Source organism: Saccharibacillus deserti (assembly GCF_013618475.1).
Lineage (GTDB): Bacteria > Bacillota > Bacilli > Paenibacillales > Paenibacillaceae > Saccharibacillus > Saccharibacillus deserti.
The window spans coordinates 889,056-915,620 of the sequence record NZ_JABJVN010000001.1; the positions used below are offsets into that span (position 1 = coordinate 889,056).

Annotated in this window: 15 protein-coding genes; 12 read left to right on the forward strand and 3 right to left on the reverse strand. The window is 58.2% G+C overall.

Annotated features, from left to right (window positions below; genetic code table 11):
* Positions 1-15 precede the first annotated feature (15 nt).
* The 3 genes from HOP44_RS03990 to HOP44_RS04000 all read left to right on the forward strand — a co-directional run bounded on the left by HOP44_RS03990 (position 16) and on the right by HOP44_RS04000 (position 10,267).
* A complete protein-coding gene (locus tag HOP44_RS03990; protein WP_172250752.1) occupies positions 16-5,493 on the forward strand; it encodes a diguanylate cyclase in 5,478 nt (1,825 codons plus the stop codon).
* A 428-nt stretch (positions 5,494-5,921) separates the two neighbouring features.
* A complete protein-coding gene (metE, locus tag HOP44_RS03995; RefSeq protein ID WP_172250754.1) occupies positions 5,922-8,360 on the forward strand; it encodes a 5-methyltetrahydropteroyltriglutamate--homocysteine S-methyltransferase in 2,439 nt (812 codons plus the stop codon).
* Positions 8,360-10,267, forward strand: coding sequence for a bifunctional homocysteine S-methyltransferase/methylenetetrahydrofolate reductase (locus HOP44_RS04000; RefSeq protein WP_172250756.1), 1,908 nt, complete (start codon positions 8,360-8,362; stop codon positions 10,265-10,267). The genes metE and HOP44_RS04000 overlap by 1 nt, the downstream gene beginning before the upstream one ends.
* A gap of 120 nt (positions 10,268-10,387) precedes the next feature.
* On the opposite strand, the gene HOP44_RS04005 is transcribed toward HOP44_RS04000, so the two are convergent.
* Positions 10,388-10,792, reverse strand: a complete 405-nt coding sequence (locus HOP44_RS04005; RefSeq protein ID WP_172250758.1) for a CBS domain-containing protein — start codon at positions 10,790-10,792, stop codon at positions 10,388-10,390.
* Positions 10,793-10,990: 198 nt separating this feature from the next.
* Between HOP44_RS04005 and HOP44_RS04010 the strand changes: the two genes are divergently transcribed.
* Positions 10,991-11,266, forward strand: coding sequence for a hypothetical protein (locus HOP44_RS04010; protein WP_172250760.1), 276 nt, complete (start codon positions 10,991-10,993; stop codon positions 11,264-11,266).
* Positions 11,267-11,423: 157 nt separating this feature from the next.
* Positions 11,424-12,311, forward strand: a complete 888-nt coding sequence (locus HOP44_RS04015) for a DUF6612 family protein (protein WP_172250762.1) — start codon at positions 11,424-11,426, stop codon at positions 12,309-12,311.
* Positions 12,312-12,524: 213 nt separating this feature from the next.
* Here the strand turns inward: HOP44_RS04015 and HOP44_RS04020 are convergent, their stop codons facing one another.
* Positions 12,525-14,159, reverse strand: coding sequence for a PucR family transcriptional regulator (locus HOP44_RS04020; protein WP_172250764.1), 1,635 nt, complete (start codon positions 14,157-14,159; stop codon positions 12,525-12,527).
* Between the two features lie 170 nt (positions 14,160-14,329).
* Here HOP44_RS04020 and HOP44_RS04025 point away from each other — a divergent pair, with 170 nt between their 5' ends.
* The 7 genes from HOP44_RS04025 (at position 14,330) to HOP44_RS04055 (ending at position 23,972) form a co-directional block, all read left to right on the forward strand.
* Complete coding sequence (locus tag HOP44_RS04025; RefSeq protein ID WP_172250766.1) at positions 14,330-15,574, forward strand: Zn-dependent hydrolase; 1,245 nt, start codon at positions 14,330-14,332, stop codon at positions 15,572-15,574.
* A gap of 26 nt (positions 15,575-15,600) precedes the next feature.
* Positions 15,601-16,845: a pyridoxal-phosphate-dependent aminotransferase family protein gene (locus HOP44_RS04030; protein WP_172250768.1), complete on the forward strand. Its 1,245-nt coding sequence runs from the start codon at positions 15,601-15,603 to the stop codon at positions 16,843-16,845.
* 493 nt (positions 16,846-17,338) lie between these two features.
* Entirely contained in the window at positions 17,339-18,685 is a 1,347-nt protein-coding gene (locus tag HOP44_RS04035; protein ID WP_172250770.1) for a uracil/xanthine transporter, read from the forward strand.
* 3 nt (positions 18,686-18,688) lie between these two features.
* Positions 18,689-19,963 (forward strand): amidase, encoded by a 1,275-nt coding sequence (locus HOP44_RS04040; protein WP_172250772.1) that lies wholly within the window; start codon positions 18,689-18,691, stop codon positions 19,961-19,963.
* Between the two features lie 2 nt (positions 19,964-19,965).
* Positions 19,966-20,841, forward strand: coding sequence for a fumarylacetoacetate hydrolase family protein (locus HOP44_RS04045; RefSeq protein ID WP_246369633.1), 876 nt, complete (start codon positions 19,966-19,968; stop codon positions 20,839-20,841).
* Between the two features lie 237 nt (positions 20,842-21,078).
* Entirely contained in the window at positions 21,079-22,485 is a 1,407-nt protein-coding gene (locus tag HOP44_RS04050; RefSeq protein WP_172250776.1) for an NCS1 family transporter, read from the forward strand.
* Positions 22,486-22,577: 92 nt separating this feature from the next.
* On the forward strand, positions 22,578-23,972 hold the full coding sequence (locus HOP44_RS04055; RefSeq protein WP_172250778.1) for an allantoinase: 1,395 nt from the start codon (positions 22,578-22,580) through the stop codon (positions 23,970-23,972).
* A gap of 470 nt (positions 23,973-24,442) precedes the next feature.
* Here HOP44_RS04055 and HOP44_RS04060 read toward each other — a convergent pair whose 3' ends face one another.
* On the reverse strand, positions 24,443-26,434 hold the full coding sequence (locus HOP44_RS04060) for a beta-galactosidase trimerization domain-containing protein (RefSeq protein ID WP_172250780.1): 1,992 nt from the start codon (positions 26,432-26,434) through the stop codon (positions 24,443-24,445).
* Between the last annotated feature and the right edge of the window lie 131 nt (positions 26,435-26,565).

Below are 26,565 nucleotides of genomic sequence, written 5' to 3' on the forward strand. Positions count from 1 at the left end.
AAGGTGGAATCGGACATGAAAACAATCGATCATTTTGACATCATAGAAACTTTTTCCGAATGTGGCCGCAAAGCTGTATACCGCGCCGTACGTAGAGAATCCGGTGAGAAAGTCATCTTGAAGGTTCTTTGCGCGGGTACCGCCGATGCGGAAGAGGTGCTGCGCTTCAAAAGGGAGTACCGTCTGCTAAAACGTCTGAATGAAGAAATCCGGGGCGTGGTCCGTCCGCTTCGGCTGGAAGAACGGGGCGGGCTGCTGCTGTTGGAAATGGAAGATATCGGCGGCATTTCGCTGGACCGAATCGGCAGCGAAGGATCGGTCGACCAACAGACACGGCTTCGGACAATGATCGAATTCATCGATATTTTGGGCGAAGTCCATACCCGGGGGGTGATTCACAAAGACATCAAACCGGCCAATCTGATCTGGAATCGTGCGGCCGGCGAACTCCGGCTGATCGATTTCGGCCTGTCCGCCGAGGCTGCGCAGGGCGAAGAAGTTTCGCCTCACCCGGTGCAGCCGGAAGGAAGCCTCGCTTACATGTCTCCGGAACAGACCGGACGGACCAATCGGAGGATCGATTATCGCAGCGACTATTACGCCCTCGGCGTTACTCTGTACGAAATGGCGGCCGGACTTCGGCCTTACCGCGAAGAGACGGCTCTGGAGTACTTGTATTCGCTGTTGGCCAAGACTCCCGTTTCGCCGTATGAAGCCGCACCGCAGCGTGTCTCGAAAGCTTTATCGGGTATCATCATGAAGCTGATGAGCAAGTCGCCCGAAGATCGTTATCAGACCGCGTACGGGATCCGGTCGGATCTGCAGCGCTGCCTGGCGGGGGAAGAAGAATTCGAACCGGGCTCCCGGGACACGGCGGCTCTTTTTCGCCTGCCGCCTTCCCTGTACGGCAGAAGCGAAGAGCTGCGTCTGGCGGAAGAAGCGTTTGCCGCATCTGCCGGCGCGGCGCCGAGACTGGTTCTGGTGTCGGGGGAAGCCGGAGCAGGCAAGACCTCGTTCGTGCGCGAACTCCTTCCCGCCGTAGTACGGGAGAACGGACGATTTGCCGAAGGCAAATGCGATGCCTATCAGCGCAGCTTTCCGCATGCGGCTTTCGTACAGGCGCTGCGCGGCTTGATCGTGCAGATGGCCTCGGAACTTGACGGCGTAAGGCCAAGCGATTCGGAGACGGCGAGAAGTCTGCGCCGGGAACTTGATGGCAACGGCGCGCTCATGCTGCGGCTGATCCCCGAACTTGAAGCCTGGATCGGCAGTCAGCCGGAGCCTGCCGGACTCGGCCCGGCGGAAGATACGAACCGGTTCTTTATGACGGCTGCCGCATTTGTGCGCGGGCTGCTGGATGGAGGACGTCCGCTGCTGCTGTTTCTAGACGATATGCACCGGGCCGATCCCGCCGAATTTGAATGGATGGAGCGTCTGCTGCTTGATCCGCAGCTGCGCGGACTCTGCGTCGTCTGCGCTTATCGTGCGGACGAGATCGGGGAGAATCATGCGCTGCTTCAGGCCGAAACCCGTATCCGTGCGAGGCGCAGCGTCACCAAGCTTCGGATCGGGCCGCTGTCGAAGCGGGAACTGGAAGCGCTGGCTGCCGATACGCTGCATACGGATGTCGAACGCGTCGCGCCTTTGGCCGAGTGGCTTCGGCAGCAGACCCGAGGCAATGCGCTGTTTGCCAGAGAAATGCTGCGGGAGCTGCACCGGGACGGACTTCTCTTTTTTGCCCCGCTGCAGGGCGGATGGGAATGGGATGCCCGGCGTGCCGCCGAAATTGAAGTCGGAGAAGATGTGCTTGAACTGCTGATGGAACGACTGCGGCATCTCGGACGGGATACGCTTGGCGTTCTGGCCTTGGGGGCGGTGCTTGGCATAGGGTTCACCCGGGAGGGACTGGCCGGGATCGCGGACGGCGATGCCGATCTGATCGACCGCTGTTTGAAGGAAGCGCTGAGCGAAGAACTGATCGTCGCGGATTGCACCGGCGTTTCCGTAGGAGAAACCCTTCCGGCCGGCGGGATATACGGGGCGGCAGAACTTCGTTCCTCCGATCATCTGCAGGTGCGTTTCCGTTTCCGGCATGACCGTATTCAGCAGGCCGCCTACGAGCTGCGAACACCCGAGGAAATCGGCCGGCTGCATCTGCGGATCGGTCGTATGCGGCTTCGCGAGATCGAAAATCAGCCTTCCGGCAGCGAAGAGCAGCACCTGGAAGCGGCCGCCCATCTGAACGAAGGCCGCTTCTGGATCGAAACCGAAGAAGAGCGGCTCCGGTTGATCCGGTTGAATATTCGGGCTGCGGCAGCGGCCAAGTCCGCTTACGGTTACGATACGGCCCTGCGCTTCACGGGTACGGCTCTCGAAATGCTGGGTACGGACCGCTGGGAAAGACATGCCGGGTTTGCCCGCGAAGTTCTTGTGCTTCATGCGGAATGCGCTTACTTGTGCAGACAGGTTGAAGAAGCGGATACGGCCTGCGGCGAGCTGCTGGTCCGTACTCGCGATTCGCTCGAAGCGGCGAAACTTTACGAGATGCAGGCCGCCTATTACTTTTATCTGGGCTTGATGCAGGAATCGATCCGCGCGGGAAGACAGGGCCTGGAAAAGCTGGGAATTCGTCTGCCCGAACGGGCCGGCATGCCTTCGGTGCTGTCCGAACTGGCCGCAGTCAAGCTCAAGCTGGCCGGAACTTCGATTCGCAGGCTGGAGAGCGGCGCCGAGATGAGCGATATCCGGGTCAAATTGGCGATGCGGCTGCTGATCGGCATATTCCCGCCTGCGTTTATCTCGGGCGAGCAGTCTTTGTTCGGCTTGATCGTATTGAAAAAAACGGCACTGACGCTGAAATACGGGATCGCTCCCGAGTCGGCGCTTGCTTTTACCGGTTATGCGCTGCTGCTGTCGGGGATGGGCGATATTCGCGGCGCCTACGATTTCGGCAGTCTGGCTCTGCGCATTAACGAGCGCTTCGACGACCTTCAATCGCGCAGCGCGGCGCAGGTCCTGTTCGCGCTGTTCGCCAGAGTATGGAAAGAGCCTTGGGACCGGCTGCCGGAAGCTTTCGGGGAAGCGATCGACTCCGGTCTCCGGTCGGGCAATCTGCTGTATTTGGCGCATGCCTGTTTTTATATTCATTTGTGGCATCCCGATTTGGACCTGAACGCCCAGATCGAAGAAAGCGGCCGCTATCTGGCGCTGATCCAAAATACCGGGCATCAGGAAGCGTTGGCGACAGCCCGCCTGGCGCGGCAGCAGTGGCTCGGCCTTGCCGGGCAGCTGGACGATCCGCTGTCGTTCAACGGGCCGGACTTTAATGAAGAAGCTTGTCTGAAACAGTTGGAACAAGCGGATTACCAGTCGGGCATCGCCATCTATCATCTCTACAAAATGAAGCAGCGGTTCACCTGGGGCCGGTACGAAGAGGCGGCCGTATCGCTGGAGCGGGCCGAAGCGGTGATCGGAGCTCTGGCGGGTTCGGCGTTTATGGAAGAGTTCTCGCTGTACGCTTTCCTGATCTGCGCCTATGCCGCTCCTTCGACGGATGCAGGGGTCCGCCGGCGAAGACAAGCCCGGATGCGGCGCGAATTCCGCCGTTTTGTGAGATGGCAGTCGCACAATCCGGCGAATTTTGATTGGCATGTGCGTCTGCTTCGGGCGGAACGGGCCCGATTGGCAGGACGAACGGAAGAAGCGCGCCTGCTGTACGATTTGGCTGCGGAAGAAGCGGAGCGCCGTGCGCCTGTCCGTTACAAAGCGCTCGGATTCGAGCTGGCCGCGGCTTTTCATCTGGACAAGCAGCATGCCGATTACGGCCAGTATCTGTTCGACAAATCGGTTTATCATTACGCAATCTGGGGAGCCGAAGGCAAAGTCCGCCAGATGAACCCGCGTCGTCCCCGCCCGTCTCCTCTTCGCGAAAGCGGGCGCCTGCGTCCGGGAGTCCTTACCGCTTCTTCGGAGAGTCTCGATCTCGACGCGCTGCTGCTCGCTTCGCAGGCGATCTCGAAAGAAATCGAACTGGATCATCTGCTGCAGGTGCTGATGGAGATTGTCATCAAAAATGCGGGCGCCCAGCGGGGATGTATCCTGCTGAGGCAGAGCCCGATGATGGTCGAAGGCCGGTATTTGGCGGAGCAGGACCGGATTTCGGTTACGGTGCGGGAGACGACGCTGTACGATCGGCTGCCGGAAAAGCTGCTGAAGTCGGTTGAAGAGAACCGGCAGACGATCATTGTCGATGATGCCGGCTCCGACGGCAGATTGAGCGATGATCCGTATATCCGGATGAATCGTCCCCGCTCGCTGGTCTGTATGCCGCTGATCAACCAGAACAAGACGGTGGCCGTGATCTATTTGGAGAACAATCTGGTCACGGGCGCTTTTACGCAGGAGCGAATGAAGATTATCAATCTGCTGTCCCGGGATATGGTCTTTTCGCTGGAGAACGCCAGTCTATACGAAGAACTCGAACAATCCGAAGCGAAATACCGCGAGCTGGTGGACAATATGCAGGACGGCATTTTTATGATTCAAGGCGGACGCTTCGTGTATGTCAACAATGCTTTGGCCGATATGGTTGGCTATCGTACCGAAGAAATGCTGGGTGCGCGGTACGACGCGTTTATCCATCCGAGAGATACGGAGCGGATCCAACAGTACTACCGGAACCGAATCGAAGGCAAGGAAGCTCCGCAGGAATACGAATCGGCTCTGCTGCATCGCGACGGCATACGGATGATCATGGCGATCCATAAAGTGGCCGGCGTGTCTTATCGCGGACAGCCGGCCGTGCAGGGAACGGTCAAAGACATTACCGCGCGCAAAAAAGCCGAGCAGGAGCTGAAACGGCATAAAGACCATCTTGAGGAAATCGTGGCCGAACGGACAGAAGAGCTTGAGCGCAATAACGAAGAGCTGAACCGTTCACTGAATCTGATCGAGAAGCTATCCGTTACCGACGAGCTGACCGGATTGTACAATCGGAGACATTTTAATACCGTTTTTGCCGAAATTATCGTCCGGGCGAACAGCGGAAGCAAAGCGCTTGCTTATCTGATGCTGGATATCGATTATTACAAAAAGTACAACGATACCTACGGGCATTACGAAGGAGACCACGTACTGCGGCTCCTGGGCGAAGTACTGCAGGGGCTTTCTCCGGAAGAACGCCATTTTGCTTTTCGTCTGGGAGGCGAAGAGTTCGGCGTGCTGCTGCCCGGCATGGAAAAAGAAGAAGCATGGGCCTACGCGGAAAAACTGCGTGCAGGCATCGAAGCCCTGGAAATCGCACATGTACAAAATCCGCAGCAGGGCATCGTGACGGCTTCGGTCGGTGTCGTGTGGGGACGCGGTCCGGGGCTGGACGGGGAAGAGCTGTACAAATTGGCCGACGAAGCGATGTACGTTTCGAAGCACGGCGGCCGCAACCGGGTGACGATGATCGAAAAGGACGGCGGAAACGTCCGGACGGCTTCGCCGTGAATCCGGCAGGACGCGCACACAGAGAGGATGACTCTTTGTCGGCGCGTCTTTTTTGGCGCTTCAGGCGTAGAGGCGGCCCGACAGCGCAAAGCGCCGAGGCAAAGTCCGAATCGGCTTATGCGTCTTTGCTATAGTAAGCCATAGCCTGAGGATATAGACAGAAAAACGGGACTGGAGGATATGAGAGGCGATCAGGTGGGAGAAACCTTATAGGGCAAGGGATTGCAGGCCAAAGACGCCAAAAGCGGTTTATTTCCGTTATCGGTAATTCCGAGGGCTGAACATGGAATTCGCCTATAACGCCTGTTGAAGAGCTTTCGCAGCCGATTGACACTTCGCCGCACGCTGACCTATGATCATACTCAAAGTCCAGGACGGGCCGCCGGAAGGCAGGTACCTCCCAATAACCGGCAGAGAGGAAGATTAATATGAGTCAAGCGAAAAGTTCGAATTTGGGGTATCCGAGAATCGGCGAGAAACGGGAATGGAAAAAACTGCTGGAGGCGCATTGGTCCGGCAAGATCGACTCGGCCGAGCTGGAAAGCGAAACGAAAAAACTGCGGTTGGAGTACCTGAAAAAACAGCGCGACCTGCAAACGGAACTGATTCCGGTCGGCGATTTCTCGCTCTATGATCATGTACTCGACACGGCGTTCACCTTCGGCCTCGTTCCGCAGCGTTTTACCGGCGGAGCGAACACGGCTGCGCATGACGGTGACTGCGGCTGCGCGGCAGGCTCGCATGACGAAGAAGCGGCCGCATCGGCGGATGCCGGAACGAAAGTTTTCGCTCCGGACGGGAACGGCGCTTACGGCCTCGACGCTTACTTCGCCGTGGCCCGCGGAACCAAAGCGTTCGCCGCTTCACCGATGACCAAATGGTTCGATACGAACTACCATTATATCGTGCCGGAACTTCAGGGGCTGACACCGAAGCTCACGGTTAACCGCCCGCTGGCTTTTTACCTTGAAGCGAAGGAAGAGCTTGGGATCGACGGCAAACCGGTCATCGTAGGACCGCTCACGCTGCTCAAACTCGCACGCGGCATCGAAGAAGGCAAATTCGATGCGCTGCTGGATCAACTCATTCCGCTGTATGCCCAAGTCTTGAAAGAATTGAGCGAAGCCGGAGCTGCATGGGTACAGATCGACGAGCCGATTCTCGTACTGGAGACAAGCGACGAAGATATCGCCCGTCTCAACAAAGTTTATGCCGCTTTCCGCGCCGCGGCGCCGGAACTGAACATCCTGCTGCAGACGTACTTCGAATCGGTATCGCGCTACGAAGAAATCGTGCAGCTGCCGGTACAGGCGATCGGTCTCGACTTCGTGCATGACCGGGGCCGCAACCTTGCCGCTCTCGAGCAGCACGGTTTCCCGCAGGACAAAATCCTCGGTGCCGGCGTGATCGACGGCCGCAACATCTGGCGTTCGGATCTGCAGGTGAAACTTGATCTGCTGGGACGGATCCAGCAGGCCGCACAGCCGAAAGAATTGTTCGTGCAGCCTTCGTCGAGCCTGCTGCATGTACCGGTTACGACCCGCAGCGAACAGGCGCTCGAGAGCAAGATCCGCGACGGCCTGAGCTTCGCCGACGAGAAACTGACGGAAATCGCCGTATTGGTCAAAGCGCTGAACGAAGGCGCCGAAGCGGTGGGTGCCGAAATCTCCGAGAGCGTAAATGCCGTTGCCGCGCTGAACGCTTCCCCGGAACGCAATGACGAATCGGTCCGCGACGCGCTGGGCAAGCTGGACGCACGCCGTCCGGAGAGACGCTCTCCTTATGCGGTGCGCCGCGACGTACAGGCGAAGCACTGGCCGCTGCCGCTGCTGCCGACGACGACAATCGGCAGTCTGCCGCAGACGACGGAAGTTCGCCAAGCCCGCAGCAAATGGAAAAAAGGCGAGTGGAACGAAGAGCAGTACGTGGAATTCCTGCATGCCGAAACGGAACGCTGGATCCGGATTCAAGAAGAGATCGGTATCGACGTGCTGGTGCACGGCGAATTCGAACGCAACGACATGGTCGAATACTTCGGCGAGCAGCTGGCCGGATTCACCACTTCGGGCTTCGCCTGGGTACAGTCGTACGGTTCGCGCTGCGTGAAGCCGCCGATCCTGTACGGGGACGTGAAGCTGCTCAGCCCGATGACGGTGACGGAAAGCGCCTATGCGCAGTCGCTGACCGACAAGCCGGTCAAAGGCATGCTGACCGGTCCGATCACGATCTATAATTGGTCGTTCGTCCGCGACGATCTGCCGCGTTCCGTCGTGCAGAACCAGATCGCGCTGGCGCTTCGCTCCGAAGTAAACGCGCTGGAAGAAGCGGGTATCGGCATGATCCAGGTCGACGAACCTGCGCTGCGCGAAGGTCTGCCGCTCAAAGCCGAAGACTGGCAGTCGTATCTGGATGATGCGGTCTACGCCTTCCGCGCTTCGACGACAAGCGTACAGGATGAGACGCAGATCCATACCCATATGTGCTATGCGGAGTTCGGCGATATCATTCAGGCGATCTCCGATCTCGACGCCGACGTGATCTCGATCGAAGCGGCGCGCAGCCACGGCGATCTGGTGACCGCATTCGAAGACGGCACCTACGACAAAGGCATCGGCCTTGGCGTATTCGATATCCACAGCCCGCGTCTGCCGGAGCAGTCCGAGATCGAATCGATCGCACAGCGTGCGCTGGAAGTGCTCGATCCGGCCCAGTTCTGGATCAACCCGGACTGCGGCCTCAAGACTCGCCGCGAAGAAGAGGTCATTCCTTCTCTCAAAACGATGGTGGCTTCCGCGGTCGCCCTGCGCGAACAGTTCGCGAAGGCCGGAGCGGCAGGAGGCGCCGGAGCAGTCGGCGGCAGCATCTAATGGGCCTGCTCGACGAACTGCGAACAAGAGTCCTCGTCGCCGACGGCGCGATGGGCACGCTGCTGTACTTGAACGGCATCGACCGCTGTTTCGAAGAGCTGAACCTGACACGGCCCGAGCAGGTACGCCAGATTCACCAGGCGTATCTCGGCGCAGGCGCCGAAGTGATCCAGACCAATACGTATGCGGCGAACGACCACAAGCTGAAGCGTTATAATCTGGAATACGAGCTGGAAGCGATCAACCGGGCGGGGGCCCGGTTGGCCCGTTCGGCCGCGGAAGGAACCAGCGCTTATGTGCTGGGTACGATCGGCGGCATTCGAAGCACGAAGCCGGGAGAAGTGACGCTTGGCGAGATCAAACGCAGCAACGAACGCCAGATCGAGTCTTTGCTCGGCGAAGGCGTGGACGGGCTGCTGCTCGAGACGTTCTACGATCCGGAAGAACTGCGGGCCACGCTTGCGCTGGCACGGCAGAAGACCGATCTGCCGATCGTCGCACAGGTATCGACCCAGGATTCGGGATTTCTGCAGGACGGCAGCACGCTGACCGAGATGTTTGCGATTCTCGAAGGACTCGGTGCGGATGTCGTCGGTCTCAACTGCCGGCTCGGTCCGTTCCATATGACCCGTTACCTCAAGCAGGTCCCGCTTCCCAAGCATGCGTTTCTGTCGGCCTACCCGAACGCGGGTCTGCCGGAGTATAACGAAGGGCGTCTGCGCTATCGTTCGGGAGCCGATTACTTCGGCCGCAGCGCGCTGGAACTGCGCGGAGAAGGCGTTCGCCTGATCGGCGGCTGCTGCGGGACCACGCCGGAGCATGTCGCGGCCATGGTGGAAGCGGTCAAAGGCGCGGCTCCGATCACGGAGAAGATAACGGAACGGTCTACGGATACGGACCCCGTTCCGTTCGGCCGGATCGAAGTCCGGGAGAAAGCCGAAGAGTTGTCCGGTTCGGAAGACGGTCCGCCTGCCGAGATTCCGTTCCACACGGCCGCTGCCGCCAAAGACCATTCGGTTATTGTCGAACTCGACCCGCCGCGTACCCTGCGGACGGAAGGATTCTTCAAAGGCGTGCAGGCGCTCAAGGAAGCGGGGATCGACGCGCTGACCATGGCCGACAACTCGCTGGCCAGCCCGCGGATCGCCAACGAATCGCTCGCTTCGGTCGTCAAGGAGAAATACGGGGTCAAGCCGCTTGTCCATGTCGCCTGCCGCGACCGGAACATGATCGGTCTGCAGTCGCATCTGATGGGGCTTGCCGCTTCCGGTATCAACCAGATGATCGCGATTACCGGCGATCCGTCCAAGGTCGGCGACGTGCCGGGCGCGACTTCGGTCTACGATTACAATTCGTTCGATCTGATCAAGCTGTGCAAACAGTTCAACGAAGGCCGTCTGCCGTCGGGCCGTTCGCTGGGTCTTCGGGCCAACTTCTCCGTCGGCGCCGCTTTTGATCCCAATGGGCGTCATCTGGATAAAAGCGTGCAGCGCCTGGAGAAGAAGATTGCGGCCGGCGCGGATTACTTTATGACCCAGCCGGTCTACGACGAGCGCCGGATCGAAGAACTCTACCATGCGACCAAGCATTTGAAACAGCAGATCTTTATCGGCGTCATGCCGCTGATCAGTGCGCAGAATGCGGCTTTCCTGCATAACGAAGTGCCGGGAATCCGTCTGACGGACGAAATCCTCGAGCGGATGCAGCGGCACGAACACGACAAGGAAGCCGCGATGCAAGAAGGCATGGCGATCTCGCGTTCGCTGATCGACGCTATCTTGGAATACTTCGGCGGCGTCTATATCATGACTCCGTTCCTGCGCTACGAGCAGTCGGCGGAGCTGACGCGGTACGTGCACGAAGCCGCGGCCAAGCGGGCGCTGAGCAAATCCCGGTTGGTCCAGTGAATGGATCGACGTTTTTTCTATCCCTATCCTCAAAAAAAGCTTTCCGAACCGTCTGCCGAGGCAGATGGACGGAAAGCTTTTTATTTGGTGCGTAAGCTTACTTTTATCTGGGTCAAGGTGCTAGTCCATGATCCCGTCGTTGTAATAATTGATAATGTCCCGGCGCCGGATAATGCCGAGGAAGATGCCTTCATGGTCGGTGACCGGAACGAAGTTCTGATCGGCCGCGAGCGTCAGCATGTCTTCCATATCCGCGTCGATCACGACCGATTCGTTGTGCCGGTACAGCTTGATGCTGCTCAGCGGCACTTCGGCCATTGTCGACAAATCGAAATTGAACGTATGCTTGAGCTTCCAGAGCAGGTCGCCTTCGGACAGAGTGCCGACATAACGTCCCGTTTCATCGATGATCGGAACCGCAGAATAATGATTTTCTTCCAGCAAATCCATTGCTTCCATCATGGTAGCGGAAGAAGGGATATACTTGACCTTGTCTTTGGACAGCAGAAAGCGTGAAACTTCCATATATGTATACACTCCTTAAGCGTCTTATTTCCGAAACCCTCATCTCTATTAAAACATAGTTGAAGGCTTTTTTGAACGCTTGGCGGGTTATACGACAAAAGCGTAACTATTTCGCGAGGCGCTGCGTTTATCCGGTGAATATCGGATAGACAAATCCGTTCCGAAAAAAGGTCTGCCGAAAGAGGGAGAGAAGCCGGTATGTCGAACCTCTCTTTGTCCCTATTGAGTATTCGCAAGAAACGGCGTGAAGGATATCCTTGTACATTCGAGTACGGGGATTTTATGATCGACGGACTGCGGCTGTACGATCGAGTGCTGCAGCAGTACTCCAATCTTGACGATATAAGCTGTCTCGGATTCGGGGCGGAAGCGTTTCGGCGCAAACAAATCGAGAAGCTGCTGCTGATCGGGAATGTTCCGCATACGGACTCGGCGGTTTTCATTGGCCGGCATCGGCAGAATGAACTGCTTTGAACGACAGACACAGCGGCAACGATCAGCGGAATGTAAATTTTGCGTTAAACAATGAAAGAACCCGTCTGTTCCACTCAAGGCTCGGATAAAATATAAACAGGAACCTGTCTGTACGTCTAGGAATTCCAGGGCAATTCGAGCCGGGAGGAAAACGAACATGAATAAATCGATGACCAAAAGCAACTTTAGCGCCGTATCCGGTTTGCTGCTCATGCTCACGGCATGCGGTACCGAAAATTCTGCCGAAGGCATATCTCCGCAGAGCAGGCCCGCCGCCGCTTCCGCTGTGCAGAATACGGATATGCCGGTGCCGTCCGCGGAAGAACTGCTGAAGCTGGCCGAAGCCGCAAGCCGTGAAGTGACCGGCTACAAGCTGCATACCGACCGGGAAGAGCATGTCATGACCGCTCCGGACGGCAGCCCTGATGCCCATTACCGGATTGTGACAAAACTGACCCTTAATCCTCTTGCCGCTTACCGCGAACTGGATCTTCTGCAGGAAGGCGATGAGCCGAAGCAGCCGCTTAAACGTTATGTCGGCGAGGAAGCCGTATATAGCGCTTACCGGGAGACCGGTTGGGTAAAAGAGAAGCGGGAAGATCTGCCGGCAACGCTCGAAAATCTGCGAGGGGCCGTAGATTTGCCGCAGCAGCTGCAAGCTTTGGCGGAGGCGGGCGGCGACAGAAGCGTTGCTGTGCAAAACGGGAACCCGCTGTTGACAGTCGTGCTGGAAGGTAATGAAAAGCGTGAAATCGCCGAGCAGTATATGCGGCAGTCCGACGATTCCCTTCCCCGCATGCAGGGGAATATTTCCAGATGGGACGTTCATCGACTTGAAGTAAGCTACGAATTCGACCGGACAAGCCTGCTGCCCGTTTCAAGTACGGTGAAGTTCGAATTGGCGATTCCGGAAGACGCCGAATTGCAGCCGGGAGCGCAAAGAAAATTCAATATGCGGGCCGATTATTCGGACTACAACAAGATCGACAGGATCGAAATTCCTGCGGAAGTTATACAGCAGGCAGGCGGTTCGGAAGAACCGTAACCGGCAAACGAAGGAGCTGGACGGAGATGTCCGGAAATACGCGGACAGTTTCTCGGGTTTTCAGGATCGGCTGCTGGCAGAACGGGGATACTGGCTTCGTTTCATCCGCGCCGTCCCGAATACGAGCGTGACTTGACGCAGGGCAGTCCGTTTTCCGGACAAAAAGATCGTGTTCCCGATAAAAAGGAACACGATCTTTTTTATGGACCGCCTTCATTTCTCCGACAGTCCGCCTTCCGGCAGCAGTGCCTTGATCCGGAACGCCATGCGCAGTCGCAGCGTTTCTTCCGGGTCTTTCAGGCTTCGGCCGATAATCTCTTCGCATTTTTCGAGCCGGTAGATGACCGTATTGCGATGGATGTACAGCCTTTTGGCCGTCTCCGCGAGCTGACAGTGCGTCTCCAGATAAACGGACAGCGTCTGCAGCAGCATCTGATGGTCTTTGAGCGTCTCGTCGGTGAAGCCCTGCATGGTGTCGGCATAAAATTTGTACAGATGTTCATACGGGATCATGCGCAGAATTTCGGGAACTTCTTTGGGCTGGTACAGTTCGATGAACTTGGACTTGCCGGCCATGCCGCCGAAATACAGCGCTTCGTTCGCTTCTTTGTAGGAGACGGGAACATGTACAAGCGGCTGGGCGTAGCTGCTGAAGCCGAACGACAGCTCCGAGGCGTCATGCGCCGCGATCCGATGCTGCAGCCGCCCCAGCAGGGCGACAAAAGACGGCTCGACCATTTTCCATTCTTCGGCAAGCGGCATCAGCAGGACATAGGCGCGGTCATGGATAAACAGATGAACCGGATGGGGAAAGTGAACCAGCTCGGCTTCGAGATGTTCGGCGATCCGGTCCTGCTCGGCTTTGTATTGGACGAACGAAGTCGTTTTGTCCGTGCCGCCGAGTTTGCCGACCGCGCAGATGTAACGCTGGTCGCCGGACAGTCCGAACTCCCGTCCGCGGCTCGCGATCTCTTCGCTGCCCGAGAAGGCTCCGCCGATGAAGTTGGCAAAAAATTCGTTCTGGATGCGGCGTCGGTTCTGTTTAAGCGCATTCTCTTTCATTAGTTCGAACGCGATGACGTTGGTAGCCTGCTCAATCGTGAGGATACCCGAACGGTCGGAAAGCGGTAGCGTACCGGCGATACACAAATAATGGAGCTGCTTATGCGTATAGACCGGAAACAGGGTCAGCGTCTCGCGGCCGCCGTCGAGCAGGGAAAAAGCGGAGAAAACCGAAGGCGACGCGTGGAATCGGCTTCCTCCGGTGAGCAGCGCTTCCAGTCTGCCTGCGGTGGACGCATGCGGAAAGCGGCCGAACAGGGGCTGAAGATAGGGACCGAGCAGCAGAACGGGCAGGTGCAGCAGAGCGGACAGCTGGTCCAGCAGTTTGGGGATGCCCTGCCCGCTCATGATCTGCTGGGTGAACTGCCGATGCGTCTGCATGGCGTTATGCAGTTCCGTTGTCCGCACATCGAGGATACGGCTCAGGGACTTGTTGACGATATCGCCAAGCGAAGGCTCGGGCGGAAGCTCCAGCAGCGGCAGATTCAGTTCGTCCGCAAGCTGCGCCGCCGTTTCCGGGATACGGCCCAGGTAGCGCTTGCTTTTGATGCCGAGCGCGGCGCATTCCTGACGTCCCATTTCCCGGATCAGTTCGAGCAGGGAAGGCAGATCGTCTTTGAAATGAAAAGCGGTGGTAATGAGCAGTTCGTTTTTTTTCAAATACGGAATGATATCCGGAGCGTCCATCATATTCACGGTCAGCACTTCCCGATTCAAGCCTTTTGCTCCCGCGGCGATGGCAGTTCCGTCAAATACGGGCAGTTTCAACAGGTCATCCAATTTCATGATTTCGTGCCCCTTTAGTTAACATGTCCAACAAAATCACTGATTCTTCTACACTTCCGTGAATGCTTTCAGCGTTGTTTTATTCTACAATGGATGAAACGGCTTTGCCAAGTTAATTAAACTAACACCGGTTGGAAAGCTTGAACTGACGGAATGGGGGAATTGCATTGATGATTGAACAGCCGAAGCCGTCCGCCTTATCCGAGCAGGTCGAAAAAATGATCGATTGGCTGGCTGCGCATGGCGGAGGCCGGGAAGAAGGAGTTACCCGTCTGCTGTACGACCCGGCCTGGCGCTCCGCGCAGCGGGCAATCGAAGCGAAAATGGAAGAGATCGGGCTGCTGCCGCGTTACGACGACGCCGGAAATCTGTTCGGCCGGATGGCCGGCCGGGATCCCGAAGCGCGCGTGGTGCTGACCGGTTCGCATGTCGATACGGTGACGGGCGGCGGCAAATACGACGGCGCTTACGGCATCGTCGCCGCGCTGATCGCGGCGGAACACCTGCTTGCGCATCACGGAGCGCCGCTCAAGCCGATCGAAGTCGTCTCGCTGTGCGAAGAAGAAGGAAGCCGCTTCCCGATGACCTACTGGGGTTCGGGCCACATCACCGGCGTGAAAAAAAGGGAAGACGCGGCCGGAATCGCGGACGCAAACGGCGTGCCGTTCGAAGAAGCGATGCGCGAAGCCGGTTTCGGATACGGCCTTCACCCCGAACCCAAACGGGGCGACCTGGACTGCTTTATCGAACTGCATATCGAGCAGGGCCAGATTCTGGAACGCGAAGGACAATCGATCGGTATCGTCAGCCATATCGTGGGCCAGCGCCGCTATGACATCACGGTAACAGGCGAGAGCAATCATGCCGGCACGACGCCGATGCGCTGGCGCCGGGATGCCATGTCTACCGCGGCGGAACTGATCCGCGTGCTGATGAACCGGGCGAACGCGGACCAAACGGGGCTGGTGGCCACCGTCGGCCGGATGGACGTCCAGCCCAATGTCGGCAACGTGATCGCCCGGGAAGTGACATTCAGCCTGGACGTGCGCCATGAAGACAGCGAGACGATCCGTGCTTTTTGCGAAGAGTGTTTCGGAGAATTCGGGGCGATCGCCGCAGCGCAGGGAACGAGTGTTGAGATTCGCAAGTGGATGGATGAAGAGCCGGTTGCGATGGACGCCGGACTGGGAACGGCCGCGGAATCTATTTTGCGGCAGCAGGGCATTGCGTACCGCCGGATGACGAGCGGAGCGGGCCACGATTCGCAGGTATTCGGCACCTTTTGTCCGACTGCGCTGCTATTCGTGCCGAGCCGCGGAGGCCTCAGCCATTCGCCTGCCGAGTTTACGGAGACGGAAGATCTGGAACGCGGCGTAAAGCTGCTGATCGACCTGCTGTACAAGCTGGCTTATTGAACGATAATCGAGGAGGACGACGATACATGACCACATACCGCGAAATTCAAGCCCCTTTGAGAACGATCATGACGCCCGGACCGGTGGAAGCCGATCCGAGAGTGCTGCGGGCGATGACGACACCGATTCTGGGACAGTTCGATCCGGCTTTTACGCAAATGATGAACGAGACGATGGATATGTTGCGGCAGACGTTCCAAACGAAGAATCAATGGGCGTTCCCGGTCGACGGCACTTCCCGTTCCGGCATCGAGGCGGTCCTCTGCAGTCTGATCGAACCGGGCGACAAAGTGCTGGTTCCGATCTTCGGCCGCTTCGGCCATCTGCTGACCGAGATCGCCGAGCGCAGCGGCGCGGAAGTCCATCTGATGGAATGCGCGTGGGGCGAAGTGTTCGATCAGCAGGCCGTCATCGACGAAGTGAAGCGGCTTCAGCCCAAGATCCTGGCCATCGTGCACGGGGAAACGTCGACGGGCTGTATGCAGCCGCTGGACGCGATCGGTCCGGCCTGCCGCGAGCTGGGCGTGCTGACCGTGGTCGACGCCGTCGCTTCGATCGGCGGAGTACCGGTCAAGGTGGACGAATGGCAGCTGGACGCCGTTATCGGCGGGACGCAGAAGTGCATCTCCGTTCCGTCCGGCATGGCGCCGGTGACGTACAACGAACGCGTGGAACGGATTCTGGACAGCCGTAAAAGAGTCGAACGGGGCGTTGCCCAAGCCGGCGACCGCCGGGAAGTGGCGCATCCGATCCGCAGCAATTATTTTGATCTCAGCCAACTGCAGGATTATTGGGGACCGCGCCGCCTGAACCATCACACGGAAGCGACGTCGATGCTGTACGCGCTGCGCGAAGGACTGCGCCTTATTTTGGAAGAAGGACTGGAAGAACGGTTCGAACGCCACCGGCTGCATGAACGGGCGCTGATGGCCGGCCTGCGAGGCATGGGCCTGACGCTGTTTAACAACGTGGCGTGGAAGCTTCCGGTCGTCACGTGCATCCGTATTCCCGAAGGCGTCGACGGCGAATCGGTACGCGGCATGCTGCTGAAGCAGTTCGGTATCGAGATCGCCAGCTCGTTCGGCCCGCTGCACGGCCAGATCTGGCGGATCGGCACGATGGGCTACAGCTGCCGGCAGGAGAACGTACTGTTCGTACTGGCGGCGCTGGAAGCCGTATTGATCCGGCACCGAGCACCGATTACGGTCGGGCGCGGGGTGCAGGAGGCGTTGGATGTCTATGAGGGAGTGGCGGCGTCAGTGGTCGTCTAGCAGAGTAGGAAATAGGGAGGGTGAGGAACGGGGCTGCGGGGGAATCCGTTTCGGTCGCTTCCTGTCTTTGAGAAATTTGATTATATGTAAATGGTGAGTTCTCAAAAACAGAGGCGAACGCTCCGCTTATGCTTCCGAAGTGCCTTTCTTCGAAAGGCTTTAGCTCCTACACGAGTTCCCCCTCCGCCCCCGAACATCCGTGCTTGGAGTTGGGTAAGGGAAAAGAGCAAGAGAAAGAGCAAAGATTAAGGCAACAAAGTCCTAAAAAGGTTAAGAGCAAAAACAGATATAAAGAAACATAAAAAAGCAAAAGGATTGCGGATTTTTTGGGATCATGGTTGTTAAAGGAAGTTCGATTCAGTGTCGAAACGAATCCCCTTCGCAGCCTTGAGGCTTCCGTAACGAATAGGAACTTCACTAAACAACCAAGGATTCCGGAATTCTCCGGAATCCTTTTGCGTAAAACAAGCAAAAGAGGGACGGAAGGTGAAACATGCGGCATCAAATCGCGCTGCGGTCGGGGCTGGCGGGACTGCAGTGGTTGTTTTTCCTGTTTACGAATACGGTGGTCATTCCGATCACGGTGGGAGCGGCGTTCGGGCTGCCGCAGGGGAGAATTCAATTTCTGATCCAATGTTCGTTTGTGCTGACAGGGCTTGCCTGCGCGGTGCAGGCGTGGCTCGGGCATCGGAGATCGATTATGGAAGGGCAGTCGGGGCTGTGGTGGGGCGTGATCTTGAGCCTGTGCGCCGCGGCGCCGTCGCTCGGCATCACGCTGCCGCAGTTGGGCGGAAGCCTGGCGGCCGGGATTCTCATCTCCGGCGTGCTGACCATCCTGATCGGCGTGTGCGGACTGGCGGCACCGCTGTCGCGGCTGTTCACGCCGGGCGTGATGGCGGTGTTTATGTTCTTGCTCGGCTGCCGGTTGAATACGATTTTTCTCGAAGGCATGCTGGGGATTTCGGCGGGAGATGCCCCGGATTCGGCACTGATCCGGCCCGGTATTTTCGGTCTGGCGGCGGCTGTCGCGCTGTTCGTGGCGGTGCTGTCGGTCAGAGCGAGGCCGGCGATTGCGCAGTATGCGCTGCTGATCGGCATTCTCGGCGGTTGGGCGCTGCATAGACTTCTGTTCGGTCCGCAAGCGCAGGCTGCGGAGAATCTGGAATGGGGATGGTTTCCGCTCGGGCAGCCGAACGGCGGGCTGGACGTCGGCGTGATCGCGATCGCGGTCATTGCGGGATTGATCAATGCGTCGAACACGTTCGGCGCCTTAAAAGGAACGGATCGTATTTATGAACGGGAAGCGGACAGCGGGCAGTATCGGCGTTCGTTTACGATCAGCGGGATTTTGGCGGTGTTTTCGGGACTGCTCGGCTTGGTGCCGTATGCGCCGTATGTCTCGTCTGTCGGATTTTTGCTGCAGACCCGAATTCGGGATAGACTTCCGTTTGTGCTCGGCGGGCTGCTGTTTGCCGTCATCGGGCTGATTCCGGCGGTGAGCGGGGTCTTGACGGCGCTTCCGCTGAGTATCGGAAGCGCCGTGCTGCTCGTTACTTATTTGCGGCTGCTCGGTTCGTCGCTGCAGTATTTCGGCCGGATCCGGATAGATCCGGCCAATCTGTACCGGACGGCAGCCCCGCTGTTTGTCGGCATTATTTTGATGGGGATGCCTTCGTCGTATTTCGCTTCGCTGCCGCCGCTATTGCGTCCGCTGCTCGGCAACGGGCTGCTGGTCGGCATCATCCTGGCGCTGCTGCTGGACCGGATGCGGTCGGGCGCACGGGAACCGGAACGGTCTGAAGCATACAGCGGCAACGAATCCAATACCAAGGAGGAATAAGAGATGAGCGAAACGGGAAAAAGACTCGAACATCAATCGAAAAAGACTGCAAAGCCGGCCTCGGCGTTCAATCGGACGGAAAAGGAATACGGCGGCGCGTTCGTCGATCGGCATGTCGAACGGGCGCCGACCGGAAGCGGCCCGCTGGACGGTCTGACTTTTGCGGTCAAAGACGTATTCGATGTCGAAGGCGTGACCAGCGGAGCCGGGAATCCCGATTGGCTGCGTACGCATGAACCGTCCGGCCGGACGGCTCCGGCCCTGCTTAAGCTGCTCGAAGGAGGCGCCCGGCTTCAGGGCACCACGCACACCGACGAGCTGATGTACAGCCTGAACGGTCAGAACTCGCATTACGGCACGCCGGTCAACCCGGCTGCGCCGGAGCGGATTCCGGGCGGTTCTTCCAGCGGTTCGGCCGTCGCGGCGGCGGCCGGGCTGGTCGATTTTGCCGTCGGCACGGACACGGGCGGATCGGTACGCATTCCTTCGTCCTACTGCGGCTTGTACGGATTTCGGCCGACGCACGGCGCCGTGTCCGCAGAAGGCGTTATTCCGCTGGCGGCAAGCTTCGACACGGTCGGCTGGATGAGCCGCGATGTCTCCGTTTTGCGCCGGGTCGGTCAGGTCCTGCTCGGCGGCAACGGTGCACGCAGCGAACGAGCGCAGCCGTTTACCCGTTTTTTTGCCGCGGAAGAAGCATGGGCGCTGCCGGAATCTTCCGATCGCAGGAAGCTGCAGCAGCAGCTCTGCGTTAGCGAAGGATGGGAAAACGGGCGGATCGAAATCGCGCTTACGGCCGAAGGGGAATCGTTGGGCGACTGGTCGGCGGCTTTTCGCGTGCTGCAGGGGCTGGAGATTTGGGAGCAGCACGGGGCGTGGATCGAGCGCGAACGCCCGGCATTCGGTCCGGGAATCGCGGAACGTTTCCAATGGACGAGCACTTTGCGCGCAGGAGACAGCGGGGCGGAAGCCGAACGGCGTCGGCGCGTACGCGGCCAATTGATCGACCTGCTTGGCAGCGACGGGCTGCTGGCCGTGCCGACCGCACCGGGTCCCGCGCCGCTTCTTGGACTTGGAGGTCCGGAAGCGGAAGCCTACCGCGCCAAAACGATGCAGCTGTCCTGCATCGCGGGCCTGTCCGGACTGCCTCAGGTGACCGTTCCGGTGCTGCGCGAAGACGGGCTGCCGATCGGATTGTCATGGATCGGAGGCCCGGGCACCGACCTGCGGCTGCTGGACTGGATCGCGGAGCGATTCGGCGGGGAGGTAAGGCCGTGAGAATGGCGACGATTCGGTATGAAGGAAAGGAACAAGCGGCGCTGATAACCGAGGCCGGATTGCTTCCGCTTGCGGCAGTAAACGAACGGGAGGGCACGGACTGGGAAACGGATCTGTGGAATCTGCTGCAGGCGGGCCGACTGGATTCGCTGCGGGATTGGTACGATCGAGGCGGAGCGCGGCGGCTGACAGCCCTGCCGAAGCTGGCCGAGCATGAAGTGACCTACGGTCCGCTGTATCGCCGGCCGGGCAAGATCATCGGGATCGGCATGAATTATCTGGCCAAAGCCATTGAACTGTCGGGGCGTCCGCCTGAAGACGAACCCGTCGTTTTTCTCAAACCGGACACGTCGCTGATCGGACCCGGCGAATATATCGAATGGCCTGCGGGAATCGGAGAAGTGACGGCGGAAGCGGAACTTGCGATCGTGATCGGCCGTCGCTGCCGCTCGGTCGGGGAAGCGGAAGCGCTGGAGTATGCGGCCGGCTATGCTTCTTCGCTCGACATGACGGCCAAAGAGATTCATGCGCGCAATCCGCGCTTCATGCAGCGGGCCAAAAGCTATGACACTTTCGCAAGCCTGGGCGCTTCGCTCGTAACGCCCGACGAGTATGAAGATTTGAATACGCTTGAAGTCGTTACACGACTCAACGGAGAGCCGGTACACCGGAATACGGTGGACCGGATGATTTTTTCGCCGAGCTATCTGATTTCGTTCTTGTCAAAGATCATGACGTTGAATCCCGGCGATGTGATCCTGACAGGGACACCCGGTTCGGTCGTCATCGGTTACGGAGACGTGGCGGAGTGCGATATTTTTAAACAGGTAAGTCTGCGCAACCCGGTCATAGCTGACATGGAATACAAGCCGCTGTAGCCGGGTTTTATCCTTCAAGGCATAAATAAACCGCTTACACCATGACATCACACTTTGTGTGATGTTTTTTTGTTTAATTTCAACAGCAAACCCTGCGATAATCTACGTTTTTGTCAATGAATTGTGCGGGAGAGGTGATAAAATAAGAAATAAGAAATGAGAGTAAGAAAACATTACATAAACAAGTGACGTTATCTTACCGGATTCAAAATCGTCTATAGAGGGAGCGTGCTAAGGATGTCCACGAATTTGGCAGGTCGAGTGTTGGAGGAAACGCAGCTGCATGAAGAGATCGGGTTGGACGACTCCCTGAAACCCAAACGGGAAAACGAAAGAACGGTCGGTCCGGTAGCGTACATGTTTATGTGGATCGGAGACGGCGTCAATCTGGGGAACATGACGCTTGGAGCAAGCTTGATCGCGGCGGGGATGGCAACGCTCAATGTGTTCCAGACTTTCGTGGCCGCGATCATCGCGATCGGCATTATTTCCGTCATCTTCGCGCTCAACGATCGCTTCGGTTATCGCACAGGCATCCCTTACGTGGTTCAGCTTCGCATGTCGTTTGGCATCAAAGGATCCGTGATTTCTTCGTTCCTGCGCGGCGTGCCCGCTATCGTCTGGTACGGCTTCCAGAGTTGGGTCGGGGCGACGGCGCTGAACGAGATCGTCAAAGTCCTCAGCGGCGGCGGGTTCGACAGCATCCCGATCTGCTTCGTCATCTTGCAGGGGATCCAGATTGGACTGTCGCTTTACGGCTTTCATGCGATCAAGTGGGTGGAGACGCTCGCTTCGGTCGTCATCATGCTGGCTCTCGTCTACGTGTTCGGGGTTCTGCTGAATTCGCACAGCGCGGCCATTGCCGATGTGTGGGTCAACACCGAAGGCACCTGGGGACTTCCGTTCTTCGCTTTTATCATGGTCTTCCTGGGCAACTACGCGGCGATCTTCCTGAGCGCGGCCGACTATTCCCGTGAGCTCAAGACGGGCATCAGCGACAAAAAGCGCGGCATGCTCTACTTCCTGCCGATCGTGGTCGCCTACGGTTTCGTTCTGACGATCGGAGCGATGATGGCGGCGGCGACAGGCATCTCGAATCCGGTCAAAGCGTTCGCGATTATCGTCGATAACCCGTATATCACCGTCGCGGTATCGGCCTTTATCGTCATCGGCGCGGTGGCTGTCAACATGGTCGCCAACATCGTGCCTCCGGCTTACGTCATCTCGCTCGTGACCAAGATGAAATACAAAGCTTCGGTTGTCGTAACCGGTCTGCTGGCGCTCTGTTCGTTCCCTTGGGTGCTCGTACAGGATTCTTCGGCGCAGGGGTTGAACACGTTCATTCTGATCTACTCGGCTTTCCTCGGTCCGATCGTCGCGATCCTGCTCGCGGACTACTACATTCTGCGTCGCCAGAAGGTCGATGCCATGGAGCTGTATCGGGAAAACGGAATCTTCGCGGGCTACAATCCGAGCGCGCTGCTCGCCATGGCGATCGGAGCGGGTGCGGCTTTCCTGCTGGTAGACATCGGCTGGGTCATCGGTTTTACGGCGGCGGGCGCGTCGTATCTGCTGCTGAGCAAATACGCTTTCAAAAGCTCTTCGTTCAAAAAAGGGACGATTTACGAGACTCCTTCCCATTGATGGCCGATCGAAAAAACGAATAAAGATCGAACTCCGGGGCGCGGCGGGACGTATGCGCTTCGGACGGATCGATCCCTAAGGAGAGATGTACCATGGAACGTTTGGACCTGATCGTTCGCGGCGGCAGCGTGGTGCTGCCGGGCAGCGTCACGAAAGCTGATATCGGAATCAAAGACGGGAAAATTGTTGCAATCGACGAACAGCTGAAATTGGAAGCGGAACGGGAGTGGGACGCGTCCGGAAGGCATGTCCTGCCGGGGATGATCGACGTACATGTCCACTTCAGCGAGCCGGGGCGCGAGCATTGGGAAGGGTTTACGACCGGTTCGGCCATGATGGCCGCCGGGGGCTGTACCACCTTTTTCGATATGCCGCTGAACGGTATTCCTTCAACCGTGACGGAAGAGGCGCTGCTGGACAAAGCCCGTCTCGGCAGCGAAAAATCGCTCGTCGATTTCGGCCTCTGGGGCGGACTGGTGCCGGGCAACGAAGACGATCTGCAGCCGCTGGCGGAATCGGGCGTGATCGGGTTCAAAGCGTTTCTGTCCACGACCGGCAACAAGGAATTCGAAGCGGTGGACGATATGACGCTGCTGACCGGCATGAAAAAGATCGCGGCGCTCGGCAAGATTCTGGCCCTGCATTCGGAAAGCGCGGCGATCACCAACTGGCTTAAGGAAGAAAAAGAAAAAGCCGGCCTGTTCGGCGCCGACGACTATCTGGAGACGCGTCCGATCATCGCCGAAGTCGAAGCGGTGGAGCGTGCGCTGTACTACTCGGAAATTACCGGCTGTGCGCTGCATTTCGTGCATATCAGCTCGGCCGCGGCCGTCGCGAAGATCGAAGCGGCCAAAGCCCGGGGCATGGACGTAAGCGTCGAGACGTGCGCGCATTACCTGCTGTTCAACCATGACGATCTGCGGGAAAAAGGAACGATCGCCAAATGCGCGCCTCCGCTGCGCGAAGCGGACGAGCAGCAGCGGCTGATCGCCCTGCTCGCGGACAATAAATTCGACATGCTGTCGTCGGACCATTCGCCTTGTCCGTACGACATGAAAGATCCGAAAGACTTCAATCTGTTCCAGGCGTGGGGCGGGATCAGCGGCGGGCAGTTCACCCTGCTGTCGGCGCTGGAAACGGCGCTTGCGCAGAACATTCCGCTTACCCGGGTTGCCGCCTGGACCGCTTCCAATCCGGCCGCCCGCTTCGGCCTGTCGGATCGCAAAGGCGCGATCGCCGTCGGCCTCGATGCGGACCTTGCGATCGTCGATTTGAACGAAGCGTTCACCGTGACGGAAGACAATTATTACGCGAAGCATAAACAGACCCTCTACATGGGGCATACGTTCCCGTGCAGCGTCAGCGGAACAATCGTGCGCGGCGAGATCGTCGTCCGAGGCGGCGAAGTAACGGCGGCCCCGCCGACGGGAAGCTGGCAGAAGCCGGCGGGGCTCGGGGCTGCGGCGGAAGAACTGTCGGCGACGTAGTCAATTCGGGTACGAAAAAAAGATACACCACTTCGAAGACCGGACAGCCTGCTTGACCAACGTTTGCAGTCTGCTTAATCTGCCCGAAAAACCGCTCTTTCGCCGCTTTGGCGAAAGAGCGGTTTTGACGTGAGTTTTTTCCAGGGGAGCTGTCCGTCACCCCATTTTAACGAATCCTGAATTCGTTAGACGGTGTTTGGAGGCAGTTTGAAAAACGTAACGAATCCTGCGATCGCTATTTGCTGTGTACGGGCGAACAAACGCAGCTTTTCACCTGTTAGCGATATGAGGGTTCGTTAGAGTCGCAAAAGAGCTTAAAAAGCCGAAATAACGTGATAGCGATTCGTTAGCCTGTTTTTGATCGATTGGGATTGGGCGCTTCGGCTGCTATCCTCGCTCTAACCGTCTTCGCCAGCCCCGCGATTCCTGCCTACAGTGACACTCAGCGTGCTCCTCCTTCAACCCATCCCTCAGAACTCCGCAACCACCATCTGATGGCACGACCACTCGGGTACGGTGCAGGCGATTTTTCCGTTCTCCTGCACAAAATCGAGCAGTGTGCGCTGCGGAGCAAGGTACAGCCGCTTGACCGGACGCGTCTCGGCGAGCGTCACGTCGGTGCTTCGCACGCTCGGCAGATCCTCGATCACTTCGGTATCTTTGCCGCGGCGGATCGGAGGAGCGTACAACAGATGCAGCACGCGCCGGTTCGAGTCCGGCTGCTCCTGCAGCGTGACGATTCCCTGCGCGGGCAGATTGACCGACAATGTACGCCCGCCGGCCGACGATTCCATCAAGCAGTCGAGCAGATGGATCAGGATCTCCTTGACCGGGAGGCTGCCATAAAGCGCATAATCCGCAAACAGATTCCACGCCGCATAAATTCCGTCTGCTCCCTGGGTAAAGCCCGGTCCGGCATCTATGCCTTGGGACGGAGCATGGCGATGCGAAGTGAAGGCGAAGAGGTCGCGGTTAAAATACGGATTCTGCCGGCTGCCCAGCGGGGTACCGCCTGACGCCAATCCGACTTCATACCCTTTCGCATATACCAGAAACCCGGCGTTCTTCAGTGAAGGAAGTTCGAACTCCGGACTCGCATAAGTCGGGTTGAACGGCGACTCTCCGATCCATTCCGCTCCAAGATCCAACGTAAAGCGGTCTCCCGCCGGTGTGAGTCCCGAACGTCCCGTCGCCAAAATCTGTCCGCCCGCCGCCGTGAAAGCGGCAAGTTTCGCTTTCAGTTCGGGCGTGACGGCAATCAGATCCGGTAGAACCAGAATCCGGTAAGACTGCAGATCGCTCTGCATATCCACGACATCGAACAAATAATGTCCTTCCAGCAGAATACGCACCGCGCCGGTATCGGCCGCCGCGACGGCTTCCCGGTCGACGGTGCCGTCTTCGAACGATGATCCGGCCGCTTCGGCGGACAACAGTGCGATATCGGCGACCGCAGAGACGTTCCGGCACCATTCTTCTTTGGCTTCGACTTCCGCATAGGCTTCGCCGATCAAAGCATAAGTCGCTTCGTCCATTTCGCCGAGCGGATGCAGCTGGTCTCCGACCGAGCAGCCGGCACCGTTCGCCAGAGTCAGGGCCGCTTCGTAACGCAGGGCATTGGGATGCTTGAAGCCGCCGAATTCGCCCCAGAATTGATGGAACTTGCCGGTCATGCCGAGCACGTCCATGCCAAGCCCCTGGGCATAACGGGCCGAGAGAGGGAAGTGGTCGTAACCCCAGCCGCCGGTCGGCAGCGATTCCAGTTCCAGATGGGTATTGAACGCAGCCAGATCCCGGCGCCCGCGCGCAATATGGCCGTTGTTGTGAAACAGCGGCAGCCCCGGCTTGGAGGCGTGCACGGCTTCGTCCATGGCGGCTCCGTATTTGGCATAGGTCTCTTCCCAGAGCATACGCATGTCTTCCATGCTGCGGGGGTCGGAACCCCGGCGGCGAATCTCGGCGACGCAGAACTGGCAGTAGCATTCGCGTACGCCGACGATATCGAGGAAAATGCCGTCCGCGTCATACCGGTCGACCACTTCCCGAACCTGTGCCGCCAGCATCTCCAGATAAGGCGTGTTCATACAGAACTGATGGTAGCCGGGTTCCATAAAATCGGCGGCCCAGTTGGTGCGTTCCTGCCGGTCGCGAATCAGCCATTCCGGATGACGGCGTGCCAGCTTTTCGTCGAGGCCCGCGGAGAGGTAGACCGGCGTACGGACTCCGATCTCATGCGCAGCTTCGATCTGTGCGCCGAGCAGGTCGAACGACAGATTCGGGTGGGTGTCGTTGGCTTCGGACGGATGGTAAGCCCAGCCGTGATGGCATTTGGAGAAGACGGTGATCGAGTCCACATGGCCGAGCTTGAGCATGTTCTGAAACTGCGTTTTGGAAAAGTAGAGGCCGATATCGGGCAGCGCTTCGGATGTGTGGAAATCGAGATGAACCTGGCGGAATCTCATGGAAAGTCCTCCTGTACGAACAAAATGGATGCAGATTGGCAAAACGGCGAACCGTACGATCTCTACTACTGTAACCGATCTTTTTGCCGAAAAAAGCTGACAATCCCGACTCTGTATCGTACAATCTCTAC